This window comes from Actinokineospora auranticolor, from assembly GCF_002934265.1.
GTDB lineage: Bacteria > Actinomycetota > Actinomycetes > Mycobacteriales > Pseudonocardiaceae > Actinokineospora > Actinokineospora auranticolor.
Window position 1 is genome coordinate 56,196 of sequence record NZ_PTIX01000032.1, and the last position, 14,188, is coordinate 70,383.

11 protein-coding genes are annotated in these 14,188 nt (G+C 72.3%); 8 read left to right on the plus strand and 3 right to left on the minus strand.

Features of this window, described 5'->3' with window-relative positions; genetic code table 11:
- Positions 1–98: 98 nt before the first annotated feature.
- On the minus strand, positions 99–455 hold the full coding sequence (locus CLV40_RS33555; RefSeq protein WP_104483043.1) for an STAS domain-containing protein: 357 nt from the start codon (positions 453–455) through the stop codon (positions 99–101).
- A gap of 153 nt (positions 456–608) precedes the next feature.
- On the opposite strand from CLV40_RS33555, the gene CLV40_RS33560 reads away from it, so the two are divergent.
- The 6 genes from CLV40_RS33560 (at position 609) to CLV40_RS39170 (ending at position 6,565) form a co-directional block, all read left to right on the plus strand.
- Positions 609–995 carry an ATP-binding protein gene (locus CLV40_RS33560; RefSeq protein WP_104483044.1) on the plus strand — a complete coding sequence of 129 codons (387 nt, stop codon included), beginning with the start codon at positions 609–611 and terminating at the stop codon, positions 993–995.
- A gap of 51 nt (positions 996–1,046) precedes the next feature.
- Positions 1,047–1,886, plus strand: coding sequence for a metallophosphoesterase family protein (locus CLV40_RS33565; RefSeq protein ID WP_104483069.1), 840 nt, complete (start codon positions 1,047–1,049; stop codon positions 1,884–1,886).
- Between the two features lie 252 nt (positions 1,887–2,138).
- Positions 2,139–2,591: a hypothetical protein gene (locus CLV40_RS33570; RefSeq protein WP_104483045.1), complete on the plus strand. Its 453-nt coding sequence runs from the start codon at positions 2,139–2,141 to the stop codon at positions 2,589–2,591.
- 162 nt (positions 2,592–2,753) lie between these two features.
- A complete protein-coding gene (locus tag CLV40_RS33575) occupies positions 2,754–5,255 on the plus strand; it encodes a DEAD/DEAH box helicase (RefSeq protein ID WP_104483070.1) in 2,502 nt (833 codons plus the stop codon).
- A 110-nt stretch (positions 5,256–5,365) separates the two neighbouring features.
- On the plus strand, positions 5,366–5,779 hold the full coding sequence (locus CLV40_RS33580) for a hypothetical protein (protein WP_104483046.1): 414 nt from the start codon (positions 5,366–5,368) through the stop codon (positions 5,777–5,779).
- A 12-nt stretch (positions 5,780–5,791) separates the two neighbouring features.
- Positions 5,792–6,565 (plus strand): PIN domain-containing protein, encoded by a 774-nt coding sequence (locus tag CLV40_RS39170; protein WP_219824184.1) that lies wholly within the window; start codon positions 5,792–5,794, stop codon positions 6,563–6,565.
- Here the strand turns inward: CLV40_RS39170 and CLV40_RS33590 are convergent.
- On the minus strand, positions 6,534–7,088 hold the full coding sequence (locus CLV40_RS33590) for a superoxide dismutase family protein (RefSeq protein ID WP_104483047.1): 555 nt from the start codon (positions 7,086–7,088) through the stop codon (positions 6,534–6,536). The two genes, CLV40_RS39170 and CLV40_RS33590, sit on opposite strands and share 32 nt — an antisense overlap.
- Before the next feature lie 79 nt (positions 7,089–7,167).
- Positions 7,168–7,632, minus strand: coding sequence for an FxsA family protein (locus CLV40_RS33595; RefSeq protein ID WP_104483048.1), 465 nt, complete (start codon positions 7,630–7,632; stop codon positions 7,168–7,170).
- Positions 7,633–8,111: 479 nt separating this feature from the next.
- Between CLV40_RS33595 and gltB the strand changes: the two genes are divergently transcribed.
- Positions 8,112–12,632, plus strand: coding sequence for a glutamate synthase large subunit (gene gltB / locus CLV40_RS33600; RefSeq protein WP_104483049.1), 4,521 nt, complete (start codon positions 8,112–8,114; stop codon positions 12,630–12,632).
- Entirely contained in the window at positions 12,625–14,076 is a 1,452-nt protein-coding gene (locus tag CLV40_RS33605) for a glutamate synthase subunit beta (RefSeq protein ID WP_104483050.1), read from the plus strand. The genes gltB and CLV40_RS33605 overlap by 8 nt, the downstream gene beginning before the upstream one ends.
- The last annotated feature ends 112 nt before the right edge of the window (positions 14,077–14,188 follow it).

The window sequence follows — 14,188 nt, forward strand, 5'->3', positions numbered from 1 at the left end:
CCCCGACCGGCCGAACGCCCGAGGAACCCCGCTCGCCCGGTGGCTTTCCCGGGTGGGGTCGTGGTCAACCCCGGCCTTTCCCAGGGGGTCGGGCGGGGTCAGCTCGCGGCGAGGGCGTCGTCGAGGGTGGGGTGGACGCTCAGCACGTTGTCGAGGGAGCTGACCTGGATGGCGCGCAGGACCGCGCCCCCGGCGGTGAGCACGCGCAGCGCCCGGCCCGCCTCGCGGCAGCGGGTGTGGAACTCGACCAGCAGGGCCAGTCCGGCGGAGGCCAGGAACCCGACCTCGGTGAGGTCGACCAGCACCGGGTCGGCCGCGCGGCCCCGGGTGACGGCGTCCGCCAGGTGGCCGCGCAGGATGGGCGCGGTCCCCATGTCGACCTCGCCGCGGACGCGGAGCAGCACCGCGTCGGGTCGGTCGGCGAACTCGACGGACAGCAGGTCGGAGGTACTCATGGCAGCCCTTCGCGCAGGGGTCACTCACGTGTGGCGGCTGGCTGCTCAACCGCCTCGACGACCAGCCTAGTAGGTTCGGTCGCGGTCGATCGACCCGTCCCACACCCCCGGTGTGTCGACCAGGGGGGCGCACCAGACCCCGAGGAGCGAGCCGTGCCCGACACCCCCCGGCCCGACGTGGACCTGCGGTTGCGCGCCGACCTGGCGAACCTGCCGATCGTGCGCGGCGTGGCCGCGACGGTGGCGATGGGCGCGGACTTCACCGTCGACGCGATCGCGGACCTGCGGCTGGCGGTGGACGAGGTGTGCTCGCAGCTGATCGTGCTCGCGGCCCCCGGCGCGGACCTGGAGTGCCGGTTCACCAGGGAGAAGGCGGGTGTCACGTTCATCGCGAGCACGCGCTCCAACGACGGCCGCACCCCCAACACCGACACCTTCGGCTGGCACGTGCTGCGCACCCTGGCCGAGGAGGTGGACACCGGTCTCGGCGACGGCGTGCGCCCGCCGGTGCACATCACCATCCACAAGCGCCGCGACTGAGCACCCCCAGGAGACGTGGATCTCCGCACGCCGGCGGGCGGAGGTGGGAGGATCGGGTCCGTGGGCACACTCCTGGGGATCAGCGACCTGCACATCACCTACGCGGAGAACCGCGAGATCACCGACGGCCTGCGGCCCGGGTCGGCCGACGACTGGCTGCTGGTCGCGGGGGACGTCGCCGAGCAGGTCGCGGACGTGGAGTGGGCCCTGGGGCGGCTGGCCGAGCGGTTCGCGAAGGTCGTGTGGACGCCCGGCAACCACGAGCTGTGGACCGTCCCCGCCGACGCGGTGCAGGCCAAGGGCGTGGAGCGCTACGAGGCGCTGGTGCGGGTGTGCCGCGACCTGGGCGTGCTGACCCCGGAGGACCCGTACGCGGTGTGGGAGGGCGAGGGCCGCCCGGTGCGGGTCGCGCCGCTGTTCCTCGGCTACGACTACACGTTCCGCCCTGAGGGCGCGCACACCAAGGCCAAGTCGCTGGAGATCGCGCACGCCAGCGGGGTCGTGTGCACCGACGAGTACTACCTGCACCCCGACCCGTACCCGACCCGCGACGACTGGTGCCGGGCGCGGGTGGCCGAGACCGAGCAGCGGCTGGTCGCCGACGCCGACCCGGCCGTGCCGTACGTGCTGGTGAACCACTACCCGCTCGTGCGCGAACCCACGCGGATCCTGCGGTACCCGGAGTTCGCGCAGTGGTGCGGCACCGAGCTGACCGCCGACTGGCACACCCGGTTCCCCACCGCGGTGATGGTCTACGGCCACCTGCACATCCCGCGCGTAACCCACCACGACGGCGTCAAGTTCCAGGAGGTCTCCCTGGGCTACCCGCGCGAATGGCGCAGGCACGGGCACCCGCACGGCCTGCTGCGCGAAGTCCTCGCCGACGCCTGAGCCGTTACCGGTTGCCGGTCCAGTTCACTCAGCGCCGCGTGTCCGCCCGCCACTGTCCACACGGGCCACGGCGTTCACCGCCGAACAGCGCCCGCGGCCGCGGCTGTGTGGCCGCTATCACCCCTGGGTTATGCCCGGTTGGGATGAGCTTCCCCGCTTTCGGTCGCTCATATTGGTGAACGAAGGCCGTCGCCCGGGCATCCAGGCCGTGAAGGGGCACTCCGGACGCGACGGCGGAAGAGGTGGCTCGCCATGACAGCGGCGGAACTGTCCGAAGCACACACACCGGACCTCGCGGTGTCCGACTACCGGACCCGGCTCGGTTGGCCGGTCGACGGGGACGCGCTCAACGCCTACCTGGACCTCGGCGGCGACCGGGTCACGGGGCTGCGCATGCGCGCGGGCCTCGGCGCGGAGGTGCAGTGGTGGCTGCGCCTGCGGATGCTCGCCGGCCCGGTGCTGGCCGTCCCGGGCAAACGGACCGAGTGGACCTTCCTGTGCCAGCCCGCGTCGGAGGAGCACTCCCGCAGGCCGCTGCCGCCCGGCGTGGAGCCGGTGCGCGCGCGGGTCCTGATCCCGACGGCCGACACCGACCGCTCGGTGGTCTCGTGGGCGACCGCTCCCGATCTCGAGCACCCGGCCCTCCCCCAGTTCTGCTCGGTGGTCGGCGCCGTGCGCAGCGTGCTCTACGGCCACCGGTTCTGAGTCGATTCCTCCCCACCCCCTCATCCCCACCCGGCACCGTTCCCGACTTGGCCCGTCGCCGCGGGTTGACGCCGCCGATCATGGGGGCCACGCGCGAGACCGCGCGAGAGGTTCACCCCGCGCACTCACCACCCAGGGGTGGGCCGGCACGATCGACACACCATGACGCTGACCGCACGCCTGCCCGCCGCCCCCGAGCCGGACGCCCTGTTCGACGCCTTCGCCACCTGGTCCGCCGACCAGGGCCTGTCGCTGTACCCGGCGCAGGAGGAGGCGTTGATGGAGATCGTCTCCGGCGCGAACGTCATCCTGAACACGCCGACCGGCTCCGGCAAGAGCCTGGTCGCGGCCGGGGCGCACTTCACCGCGCTGGCCCAGGGCGTGCGCAGCTTCTACACCGCGCCGATCAAGGCGCTGGTGTCGGAGAAGTTCTTCGCGCTGTGCGAGCTGTTCGGCGCGGAGAACGTCGGCATGACGACCGGCGACTCCAGCGTCAACGGCGGCGCGCCGATCATCTGCTGCACCGCGGAGATCCTGGCCAACATCGCCCTGCGCGACGGCGCCGAGGCCGACGTCGGCCAGGTCGTGATGGACGAGTTCCACTTCTACGCCGAGCCCGACCGCGGCTGGGCGTGGCAGATCCCGCTGATCGAGCTGCCGAAGGCGCAGTTCGTGCTGATGTCGGCGACGCTGGGCGACGTCACCCGGTTCAAGGACGACCTGACCCGGCGCACCGGCCGGGAGACCGCGGTCGTCACCTCGGCCGAGCGGCCGGTGCCGCTGATGTACTCCTTCGGCATGACCCCGCTGACCGAGGCGCTGGAGGAGCTGCTCACCACCAACCAGGCCCCGGTCTACGTCGTGCACTTCACCCAGGCCGCGGCGCTGGAGCGGGCGCAGGCGCTGATGAGCATCAACGTGTGCACGCGCGAGGAGAAGGACCGCATCGCCGCGCTGATCGGCGACTTCCGGTTCTCCTCCGGCTTCGGCAAGACGCTGTCGCGGCTGGTCCGCCACGGCATCGGCGTGCACCACGCGGGCATGCTGCCCAAGTACCGCAGGCTGGTGGAGAAGCTGGCCCAGGCGGGCCTGATGAAGATCGTCTGCGGCACCGACACCCTGGGCGTGGGCATCAACGTGCCGATCCGCACGGTCGTGTTCACCGCGCTGTCGAAGTACGACGGGGTGCGGACCCGGATCCTCAAGGCCCGCGAGTTCCACCAGATCGCGGGCCGCGCCGGGCGCGCGGGCTACGACACCCTGGGCACGGTGCTGGTGCAGGCGCCCGAGCACGTCATCGAGAACGAGAAGTCGCTGGCGAAGCTGGGCGACGACCCGAAGAAGCGGCGCAAGTTCGTGCGCAAGAAGCCGCCGGAGGGCATGGTCTCCTGGGGGCAGCCGACCTTCGACCGGCTGGTGTCGGCCGAGCCGGAGCCGCTGACGTCGAGCTTCAAGGTCAGCCACTCGATGCTGCTCAACGTGATCGGCCGCCCCGGCGACGCGTTCGCCGCGATGCGGCACCTGCTGGAGGACAACCACGAGGAGCGGTCCGCGCAGCGCAAGCACATCCGGCGGGCCATCGCGATCTACCGGGCGCTGCTGACCGCGGGCGTCGTCGAGCAGCTCGACGAGCCCGACGAGCAGGGCCGCCGGGTCCGGCTGACCATGGACCTGCAGTTCGACTTCGCGCTCAACCAGCCGCTGTCGCCGTTCGCGCTGGCCGCCATCGACCTGCTCGACCGCGAGGCGCCGGGCTACGCGCTGGACGCGCTGTCCGTCGTGGAGTCCACTTTGGACGACCCGAGGCAGGTGCTCTCCGCGCAGGCGCACAAGGCCCGCGGCGAGGCGGTGGCCGCGATGAAGGCCGAGGGCATCGAGTACGACCAGCGGATGGAGCTGCTGGAGGCGGTCACCTGGCCCAAGCCGCTGGCCGAGCTGCTCGGCGCGGCGTTCGAGACCTACCGGCGCGGGCACCCGTGGGTCGGCGACCACCAGCTGTCGCCGAAGTCGGTGGTGCGCGACATGTTCGAGCGCGCCATGACCTTCACCGAGTACGTGTCGTTCTACGGACTGGCCCGCTCCGAGGGCCTGGTGCTGCGGTACCTGGCCGACGCCTACCGCGCGGTCCGCCAGACCGTGCCGGACGAGGCGAAGACCGAGGAGCTGACCGACCTCATCGAGTGGCTCGGCGAACTCGTCCGCCAGGTCGACTCCAGCCTGCTCGACGAGTGGGAGAAGCTGACCAACCCGGAGACCGGCGAGACCGAGGACCCGGTCGACAAGCTGCCGCCGGGGGTCACCACCAACCCGCGCGCGTTCCGGGTGCTGGTGCGCAACGCGCTGTTCCAGCGCGTGCAGCTCGCCGCCCGCCGCGACTACGCCGGGCTGGGCGAGCTGGACGGCGACGCGGGCTGGGACGCCGACGCCTGGGCCGACGCGCTGGAGCCGTACTTCGAGCTGCACGCCCGGATCGGTGTCGGCGCGGACGCGCGGGGCCCGGCGCTGCTGACGATCACCCAGGAACCCGAGCGCTGGCTGGTCCGCCAGGTCTTCGACGACCCGGCGGGCGACCGCGACTGGGGTTTCACCGCCGAGGTCGACCTCGGCGCCTCCGACGACGCGGGCACCGCCGTCGTGCACGTCACCGAGGTGGGCGAGGTCTGACCCGCCCGCCCCGGGTGGTGATTCCGCACGGTTGCGGATACCCCCCACCGGTGCCTGATCCGTGGCAACCTGGAAGGTCCCCGGCATGGCCCCGCGTGGAGGGGAGCGTCGTGATCGACTTCCGGGACCACCCGCACATCCGGGCGCTGCTGGCGATCGGCATGCCCGCGCGCGACTACGCCATCGCCGGGAGCTGGCCGCTGTACGCGCGGGGCTGGATCGACGCGCCGGGTGATCTCGATGTGGTCGCCAGGGGCGTGGCCTGGCGCGTCGCGGCGGCGGCCGGGACCCCGCGACCGGCACCATACGACGGCGTGCGGCACGTGTGGTTCGCCGCGCGGACCGTGGAGGTGCTCGACGGGTGGTTCCCCAGCGTGTGGCCGGACGTGGGCCAAGTGGTGGACACCGCCGACCGGTTGCGCGGCCTGCCCTTCGCGAACCTCGACGTGGTGCTGCGGACCAAGGAGCTGCTGGGCAGGCCCAAGGACCACGCGCACATCTCGATAATCCTGGCCAACCGATGACGGGTCGAACACATGGCGGAGCACGGGGAAGACGACGGGACGCGGCCGGGCAGGCTGCTGCCGGTGGCCGGTGCGCGGGTGCTGCTGGCGCGCGGCGCCGACGGGACGTGGGACCTGCTGCCCGGCAGCGCCGAGGTCGGGCCGACCCGGCCGTACGGGGTGGTGCGCAGCGGTCCGGAGCCGGTCACGGTCGTCGGCGCGGACCCGACCGGGGTCGACGGCGCCGAGTGGGTGCCGGTGGCCGAGGTCGACGACCTGCCGCCGGGCGGCCCGCTGGGCGCGGTGTGGCCCCGGCTGCGCGAGTGCCTGCGGGAGCCGGTGCTGGTGGTGGACTGCGCCAACGTGATGGGTTCGCGACCGGACGGCTGGTGGCGCGACCGCGCGGGGGCGGCGGCCCGGCTGCGCGACCGGCTGGCGCGCGCCGACGGCTTCCCCGGCCTGCCCCCGTTCGACCCGGCCCACCCGCGGGTGGTGCTGGTGGTCGAGGGCAAGGCCCGGCACGTCGAGCCGGTGCCGGGGGTGGAGGTGGTCTCGGCGCCCGGCAGCGGCGACGACACGATCGTGGACGTGGCCGCGGCCAACCCGGGGTGCACGGTGGTGACGGCCGACCGCGAGCTGCGCGGCCGCTGCGCCGCGGTGGGCGCGCGCCTCACCGGGCCCGGGTGGCTGCTGGAGCGCCTGGACGACGAGCCCGGGAACGAGTCCGCCCGCCCGTGGCAGGCGGGCGGGCGGAGCGGGTCGAGGACGAACCGGGTCAGGACTTCCCGGAGGAGAACTTCGAGTTGAAGCACGCGAGCCGGGCACCCGCGGTCCCGGCCTCACCGGGGCCGGTGTGGGTGTGGCTGTCGTGGATGATCACCGCGTTGGCCGGGCGGTCGCCGAAGCGCCACAGCACGTTGGAGACGGCGAAGGCCTCGCCCTTCTCGTCGGTGGCGAAGTCCAGCCAGATCTCGTTGCGCGGGTTGGCGTAGTTCGGGTCGACCGACGGCTGCACCGGGTCGGCCTGGTCCTGGAAGTGCGGACCGGCGTCGGCGGGCGAGGGCCCGCAGGGCTTGACGTGCACGTGGGCGCCGTAGTGGCGGTAGGGCAGCAGCCCGTACACCCACAGCACCACGGTGGTCTTGCGGCCGGACGGGATGGTCATGACCGACGCGCGGGAGCCGACCGGCACCTTGGCGGGGTCGTAGGTGACCGCTTTGGCTCCGGGTCGGTAGGGTTCGAAGACGCCGTGCCCACCACCGGCGGAGGCCGGGGTCACGGCGGCGGCCGTCATCAGCAGAGCGGCGGCCACGCTCAGAAGGGTACGCATGGCCCTTGATCCTGACCGTTGCCGGCCGCCCGGTTTGCCCGACTGGCAAGACCGTCACACCAAGAGGTGAACCATTGGTCTAAACCTGCCCCTCAACGTCACCCTGGATCACCACCGGTCGCGACGGCCGACCTGAGGTGTCCGAGCCGTCCGAGGTGTTCACGACCACGGAGTCGACCACGATCACCGGCCGCGACGCCTCGGCCCGGCGGATGAGCCGCTCGCGCAGCAGCGCCCGGGTGGGCGGGAGCAGCAGCAGGAGGGCCAGCACGTCGCTGATGAAGCCGGGCAGCACGACCAGGATCCCGGCCGCGGCGATCAGGATGCCGTCGACCAGTTCCTTCTCGGGCGCGCGGCGGGCGAACACGGCCTGCTGGAGCGCGCTCAGCGCCCGCAGGCCCTCGCGGCGCAGCAGCGCCCCGCCCAGCACGGTGGCCAGGACCAGCAGCCCGATGGTGGGCAGCACGCCGATGGCGCTGCCGACCGCGACGATCACGGTGATCTCGGCGGCCACCGCCAGCAGGAGGACCAGCAGGACGGGCACGGTCGCGCTCCTTCGAGTACCTCGGTTGTCACCCTATCCAACGTCCAAGGGACCCGATTCGATCCCGTGACCCAAAACCCCTGTTCAAACCCGGGTAGGCTGAGTCAAGTGGACACCGGGCCCGGGTAATCTTCACCACGGGGCACTCTTGGCCTATCCCGGATACGCCGAGTTCACACTATTGTCATGAGAACCCCCGGATGACCCCGGGAAAACACCCGCGCGGGTGACGCGTTCCGCACCGGAACCACCCTCCCGCGCATTGGCCGCACGACGGGGTGCGCTGCCACTTCCGCACGACGAGGTGCGCTCAACCGCCCGAGCCCGGGCGTGAACACGTTTTCTCCGCCGCACCGTAAGAACGCGCGGCACCGGGCCGAGTGGCTGGTGAGGCGCGTCCCCGCGTCGATGCCCCCAGCCGCTCTCCTCACCCTGCCCGAGTGCGCGTGGTTCCAGAGCACATGGGAGGGCCGCTAGCCATGACGACCCGCCAAGACCTCCTGCAGGGTGGTCTCTACGACGAGCAGTACGAGCACGACGCCTGCGGGGTCGCCTTCGTCGCCGACCTGGCCGGTCGGCGCGACCACGGCATCGTCGCCAAAGCCCTCGTCGCCCTGCGCAACCTGGAGCACCGCGGCGCGCGCGGCGCCGAGCCGGACACCGGCGACGGCGCGGGCATCCTGATCCAGGTGCCGGACGAGTTCTTCCGCGCCGTCACCGACTTCGCCCTGCCCGCGCCCGGCGCCTACGCCGTGGGCACCGCGTTCCTCCCGGTTGACGAGACCGAGCGCGCCCACGCCGTCTCGACCGTCGAGGCCATCGCCGCCGAAGAGGGCGCCGTCGTGCTGGGGTGGCGCGAGCTGCCGGTGCGCCGCGAGCACGCGGGCGCCACCGCCGCCTCGACGATGCCGCACTTCGCGCAGCTGTTCCTGGCCGCCGCCGACGGCGTGTCCGGCCTCCCGCTGGAGCGCCTGGCGTTCTGCGTGCGCAAGCGCGCCGAGCACGACGCGGCCGGGCTGTACTTCGCCTCGCTGTCGTCGCGCACGATCGTCTACAAGGGAATGCTGACCGAGCCCCAGGTCGAGTCCTTCTTCCCCGACCTGTCCGACGAGCGGGTGACCAGCTCGATCGGCCTGGTGCACTCCCGGTTCTCCACCAACACCTTCCCGTCGTGGCCGCTGGCGCACCCGTACCGGTACGTCGCGCACAACGGCGAGATCAACACGCTGCGCGGCAACCGGAACTGGATGGACGCCCGCGAGTCGATGCTGGGCACCGACCTGATCCCCGGTGACCTCAAGCGGGTCTTCCCGGTCATCACCCGCGGCGCCAGCGACTCGGCGAGCTTCGACGAGGTGCTGGAGCTGCTGCACCTCGGTGGCCGCAGCCTGCCGCACGCGGTGCTGATGATGATCCCCGAGGCGTGGGAGAACCACACCGAGATGGACCCGGCCCGCCGGGCGTTCTACGAGTTCCACTCGACGCTGATGGAGCCGTGGGACGGGCCCGCGCTGGTGTCGTTCACCGACGGCACCCAGATCGGCGCCGTGCTCGACCGCAACGGCCTGCGCCCGGCCCGCTACTGGGTGACCGAGGACGGGCTGGTCGTGCTGGCCAGCGAGGTCGGCGTGCTCGACATCGACCCGACCACCATCGTGCGCAAGGGCCGCCTGGAGCCGGGCCGGATGTTCCTGGTGGACACCGCGCAGGGCCGGATCATCGACGACGAGGAGATCAAGGGGCAGCTGGCCGCCGAGCACCCGTACGGCGAGTGGGTGGCCGCGGGGCTGCTGCCGCTGGCCGCGCTGCCCGCGCGGGAGCGGGAGGTGCCCACGCACGCCTCGCTCGTGCGCCGCCAGCAGGCGTTCGGCTACACCGAGGAGGAGCTGGCGCTGCTGCTGCGGCCGATGGCCGCCACGGGCGCCGAGCCGATCGGCTCGATGGGCAACGACGCGCCGCTGGCGCCGCTGTCGAGCCGGGGCCGCCCGCTGTTCGACTACTTCTCCCAGCTGTTCGCCCAGGTGACCAACCCGCCGCTGGACGCGATCCGCGAGGAGCTGGTGACCTCGCTGGGCACCCAGCTGGGCGCGGAGCCGAACCTGCTGGTCGGCGACGCGAGTTCGTGCCGCCGGATCACGCTGCCGTTCCCGGTGCTGGACAACGACGAGCTGGCCCGGATCGCGCACGCGAACGACGACGGCGACCTGCCGGAGTTCGCGTCGGTGACGATCCACGGCCGCTATGACGTGCGCGGCGGCGGTGACGCGCTGCGCGAGCAGCTCGACGAGGTCCGCGCCGAGGTGTCGGCCGCGATCCGCGACGGCGCCCGGGTCGTCGTGCTGTCGGACCGGGGCGTGGACGAGCACCTGGCGCCCATCCCGTCGCTGCTGCTCGTCGGCGCGGTGCACCAGCACCTGGTGCGGGAGAAGACCCGCAGCCAGGTCAGCCTCATCGCCGAGTCCGGCGACGCGCGCGAGGTGCACCACGTGGCGCTGCTGATCGGCTACGGCGCGTCCGCGGTCAACCCGTACCTGGCGATGGCCACGGTCGAGGACATGGCCGAGCGCGGTCTCGTCCCCGGTGTGGACCCGCACACCGCCGCCCGCAACCTGATCAGGGCGCTGGGCAAGGGCGTGCGCAAGACCATGTCCAAGATGGGTGTGTCCACTGTGGCCTCCTACCACGGTGCGCAGATCTTCGAGGCGCTCGGCCTCGGTACCGAGGTGGTCGACGCCTGCTTCACCGGCACCACCTCGCGGCTGGGCGGCATCGGCTTCGACGTGCTGGCCGAGGAGGTGCGGCAGCGGCACGTGGTGGCGTTCCCCGCAGACGGCGTGCACGCCGACCACCGCGAGCTGGCCGTGGGCGGCGACTACCAGTGGCGGCGCGAGGGCGAGCCGCACCTGTTCAACCCGCAGACGGTGTTCAAGCTCCAGCACTCCACCCGGGCCGGGAAGTACGAGGTCTTCAAGGACTACACCCGGCTCGTCGACGACCAGTCGGTGGCGCTCAAGACGCTGCGCGGCCTGTTCGCGTTCAAGGAGGGCCTGCGCCCGCCGGTGCCGGTCGAGGAGGTCGAGCCGGTCTCCGAGATCGTCAAGCGGTTCGGCACGGGCGCCATCTCCTACGGGTCGATCTCCCAGGAGGCGCACGAGACCCTGGCCATCGCCATGAACATGATCGGCGGCCGGTCCAACACCGGTGAGGGCGGCGAGGACCCGGAGCGGCTCTACGACCCGTCGCGCCGCTCGGCGATCAAGCAGGTGGCCTCGGGTCGCTTCGGCGTGACCAGCGAGTACCTGGTCAACGCCGACGACATCCAGATCAAGATGGCCCAGGGCGCCAAGCCCGGCGAGGGCGGCCAGCTGCCGGGTACGAAGGTGTACCCGTGGATCGCCCGGACCCGGCACTCCACGCCCGGGGTCGGCCTGATCTCACCGCCGCCGCACCACGACATCTACTCCATCGAGGACCTCGCGCAGCTCATCCACGACCTCAAGAACGCCAACCCGGCGGCCCGCATCCACGTGAAGCTGGTGTCCGAGGTCGGTGTCGGCACGGTCGCGGCGGGCGTGTCCAAGGCGCACGCGGACGTCGTGCTGATCTCGGGCCACGACGGCGGCACCGGCGCGTCGCCGCTGTCGTCGATCAAGCACGCGGGCGGCCCGTGGGAGCTGGGCCTGGCCGAGACGCAGCAGACGCTGCTGGCCAACCGGCTGCGCGACCGGATCGTGGTGCAGACCGACGGCCAGCTCAAGACCGGCCGCGACGTCATCGTGGCCGCGCTGCTGGGCGCCGAGGAGTTCGGTTTCGCGACCGCGCCGCTGGTGGTGTCGGGCTGCGTGATGATGCGCGTGTGCCACCTGGACACCTGCCCGGTGGGCGTGGCCACGCAGAACCCGGTGCTGCGGGCGAAGTTCAGCGGCAAGGCCGAGTACGTGGTGAACTTCTTCGAGTTCATCGCCCAGGAGGTCCGCGAGTACCTGGCGGCGCTGGGTTTCCGGTCGCTCAAGGAGGCCGTCGGGCACGCCGAGGTGCTCGACACCCGCGCGGCGGTCGACCACTGGAAGGCCGCCGGGCTGGACCTGTCGCCGATCTTCTTCGTGCCGGAGCTGGAGCCGCGGGCGACCCGGCACCAGTCGGTCACCCAGGACCACGGCCTGGAGCGGGCGCTGGACAACACGCTCATCCAGCTGGCCGAGGGCGCGCTCAACTCCGGTGACAAGGTCACGCTGGAACTGCCCGTGCGCAACGTCAACCGGACCGTGGGCACCATGCTCGGCTCCGAGGTCACCAAGCGGTGGGGCGGTGAGGGCCTGCCCGACGACACCATCGACGTGACCTTCACCGGCACCGCGGGCCAGTCGTTCGGCGCGTTCCTGCCGCGCGGGATCACCCTGCGGCTGGTCGGCGACGGCAACGACTACGTGGCCAAGGGCCTGTCCGGCGGGCGGATCACCGTGCGCCCGCACCCGGACGCGCAGTTCGCCGCCGAGCAGCACGTCGTCGCGGGCAACGTCATCGCCTACGGCGCCACCTCCGGCGAGGTGTTCCTGCGCGGCAAGGTCGGCGAGCGGTTCTGCGTGCGCAACTCCGGCGCGCTGGCCGTCGTCGAGGGCGTCGGCGACCACGGCTGCGAGTACATGACCGGTGGCCGCGTCGTGGTGCTCGGCCCGACCGGGCGCAACTTCGCGGCGGGCATGTCCGGCGGCATCGCCTACGTGCTGGACCTGAACCCGGCGCGGGTCAACCCCGAGATGGTCGACCTGGACCAGCTCACCGCCGAGGACAACGACTTCCTGCGCGGGGTCGTGGCCAAGCACGTCGCCGAGACCGGCTCCGCGGTCGGTTCGGCGCTGCTGGCCGACTGGGACAACGAGGTCTCCCGCTTCACCAAGGTCATGCCCACCGACTACAAGCGGGTGCTCGCCGCGCGGGCCGCCGCCGAGGCCGAGGGCCGCGACATCGACCAGGCGATCATGGAGGCCGCACATGGCTGACCCCAAGGGCTTTCTGACCACCAAGCGCGAGAACGCCCAGCACCGCCCGGTCTTCCTGCGGCTGAAGGACTGGCGCGAGGTCTACGACGAGTTCGGCAACGAGCGCGTGCAGAAGCAGGCAGGCCGCTGCATGGACTGCGGGATTCCCTTCTGCCACCAGGGTTGCCCGCTGGGCAACCTGGTGCCGGAGTGGAACACGCTGGTGTGGCGCGACGACTGGCGGCGGGCGGCCGAGCGGCTGCACGCGACCAACAACTTCCCCGAGTTCACCGGCACGCTGTGCCCCGCGCCGTGCGAGTCCGCGTGCGTGCTGGGCATCAACGACGACCCGGTGTCGATCAAGCGGGTGGAGATCTCGATCGTCGACCGGGCCTGGGACGAGGGCTGGATCGCCCCGCAGGTCCCGACGACCAAGACCGGCAAGAAGGTCGCCGTCGTCGGTTCCGGCCCCGCCGGGCTGGCCGCGGCGCAGCAGCTGACCCGCGCGGGCCACGACGTGGTCGTGTTCGAGCGGGCCGACGCCATCGGCGGGCTGCTGCGCTACGGCATCCCCGAGTTCAAGATGGAGAAGTCGCGCCTGGACCGGCGGCTCGACCAGATGCGCGCGGAGGGCACCGAGTTCCGCACCCGGGTCAACGTCGGCGAGGACATCACCGCCGCCCAGCTGCGCGAGGAGTTCGACGCGGTCGTGCTCGCGGGCGGCGCCACGGCGTGGCGCGACCTGCCCATCCCCGGTCGTGACCTCAAGGGCGTGTACCAGGCGATGGAGTACCTGCCGCCCGCGAACAAGGTGGCGGCCGGTCAGCTGGACCGCTCCCCCATCCACGCCGAGGGCAAGCACGTCGTCGTCATCGGCGGCGGCGACACCGGCGCGGACTGCGTCGGCACCGCGCACCGGCAGGGCGCGGCGTCGGTGACCCAGCTGGAGATCATGCCGAAGCCGCCGGAGAGCCGCGCCGAGGCGCACCCGTGGCCGACCTACCCGCTGCTCTACCGCGTCACCTCCGCGCACGAGGAGGGCGGCGAGCGGGTCTACTCGGTGTCCACGACGGAGTTCGTCGGCGACGGCGACGGGAACCTGCGCGCGCTCCGGCTGGCCGAGGTCGCCGTGGTGGACGGCCGGTTCACCACGGTCGAGGGCAGCGAGCGGGAGATCCCGGCGGACATCGTCACCCTGGCCATGGGCTTCGTCGGCCCCGAGAAGGGCGCGCTGCTGTCCGACCTGGGCGTCGACCTCGACGAACGCGGCAACGTCGCGCGCGGCCGGGACTTCCAGACCTCGGTCGAGGGCGTGTTCACCGCGGGCGACATGGGCCGCGGCCAGTCGCTGATCGTGTGGGCCATCGCCGAGGGCCGCTCCGCGGCGGCCGGGGTGGACGCCTACCTGACCCAGCGGACCTTCCTGCCCCGCCCCATCGAGCCGACCGACCGCCCCCTGGTCTGAGGCGCTGTAACACCGGGCTGGTGCCCCCACGGACAACGGCCCCGCGAGCAATGGCGCTCGCGGGGCCGTTCTCATCCGGCGGCGCGGACCGGATCACCCAGGCTTGTGATCC

Bases quoted from the DNA above. Each gene is read 5' to 3' on its own strand.
- CLV40_RS33555 (WP_104483043.1), bottom strand. From the start codon at position 455: ATGAGTACCTCCGACCTGCTGTCCGTCGAGTTCGCCGACCGACCCGAC.
- CLV40_RS33570 (WP_104483045.1), top strand. From the start codon at position 2,139: ATGACAGCGGCGGAACTGTCCGAAGCACACACACCGGACCTCGCGGTG.
- CLV40_RS33575 (WP_104483070.1), top strand. From the start codon at position 2,754: ATGACGCTGACCGCACGCCTGCCCGCCGCCCCCGAGCCGGACGCCCTG.
- CLV40_RS39170 (WP_219824184.1), top strand. From the start codon at position 5,792: ATGGCGGAGCACGGGGAAGACGACGGGACGCGGCCGGGCAGGCTGCTG.
- CLV40_RS33590 (WP_104483047.1), bottom strand. From the start codon at position 7,088: ATGCGTACCCTTCTGAGCGTGGCCGCCGCTCTGCTGATGACGGCCGCC.
- gltB (WP_104483049.1), top strand. From the start codon at position 8,112: ATGACGACCCGCCAAGACCTCCTGCAGGGTGGTCTCTACGACGAGCAG.
- CLV40_RS33605 (WP_104483050.1), top strand. From the start codon at position 12,625: ATGGCTGACCCCAAGGGCTTTCTGACCACCAAGCGCGAGAACGCCCAG.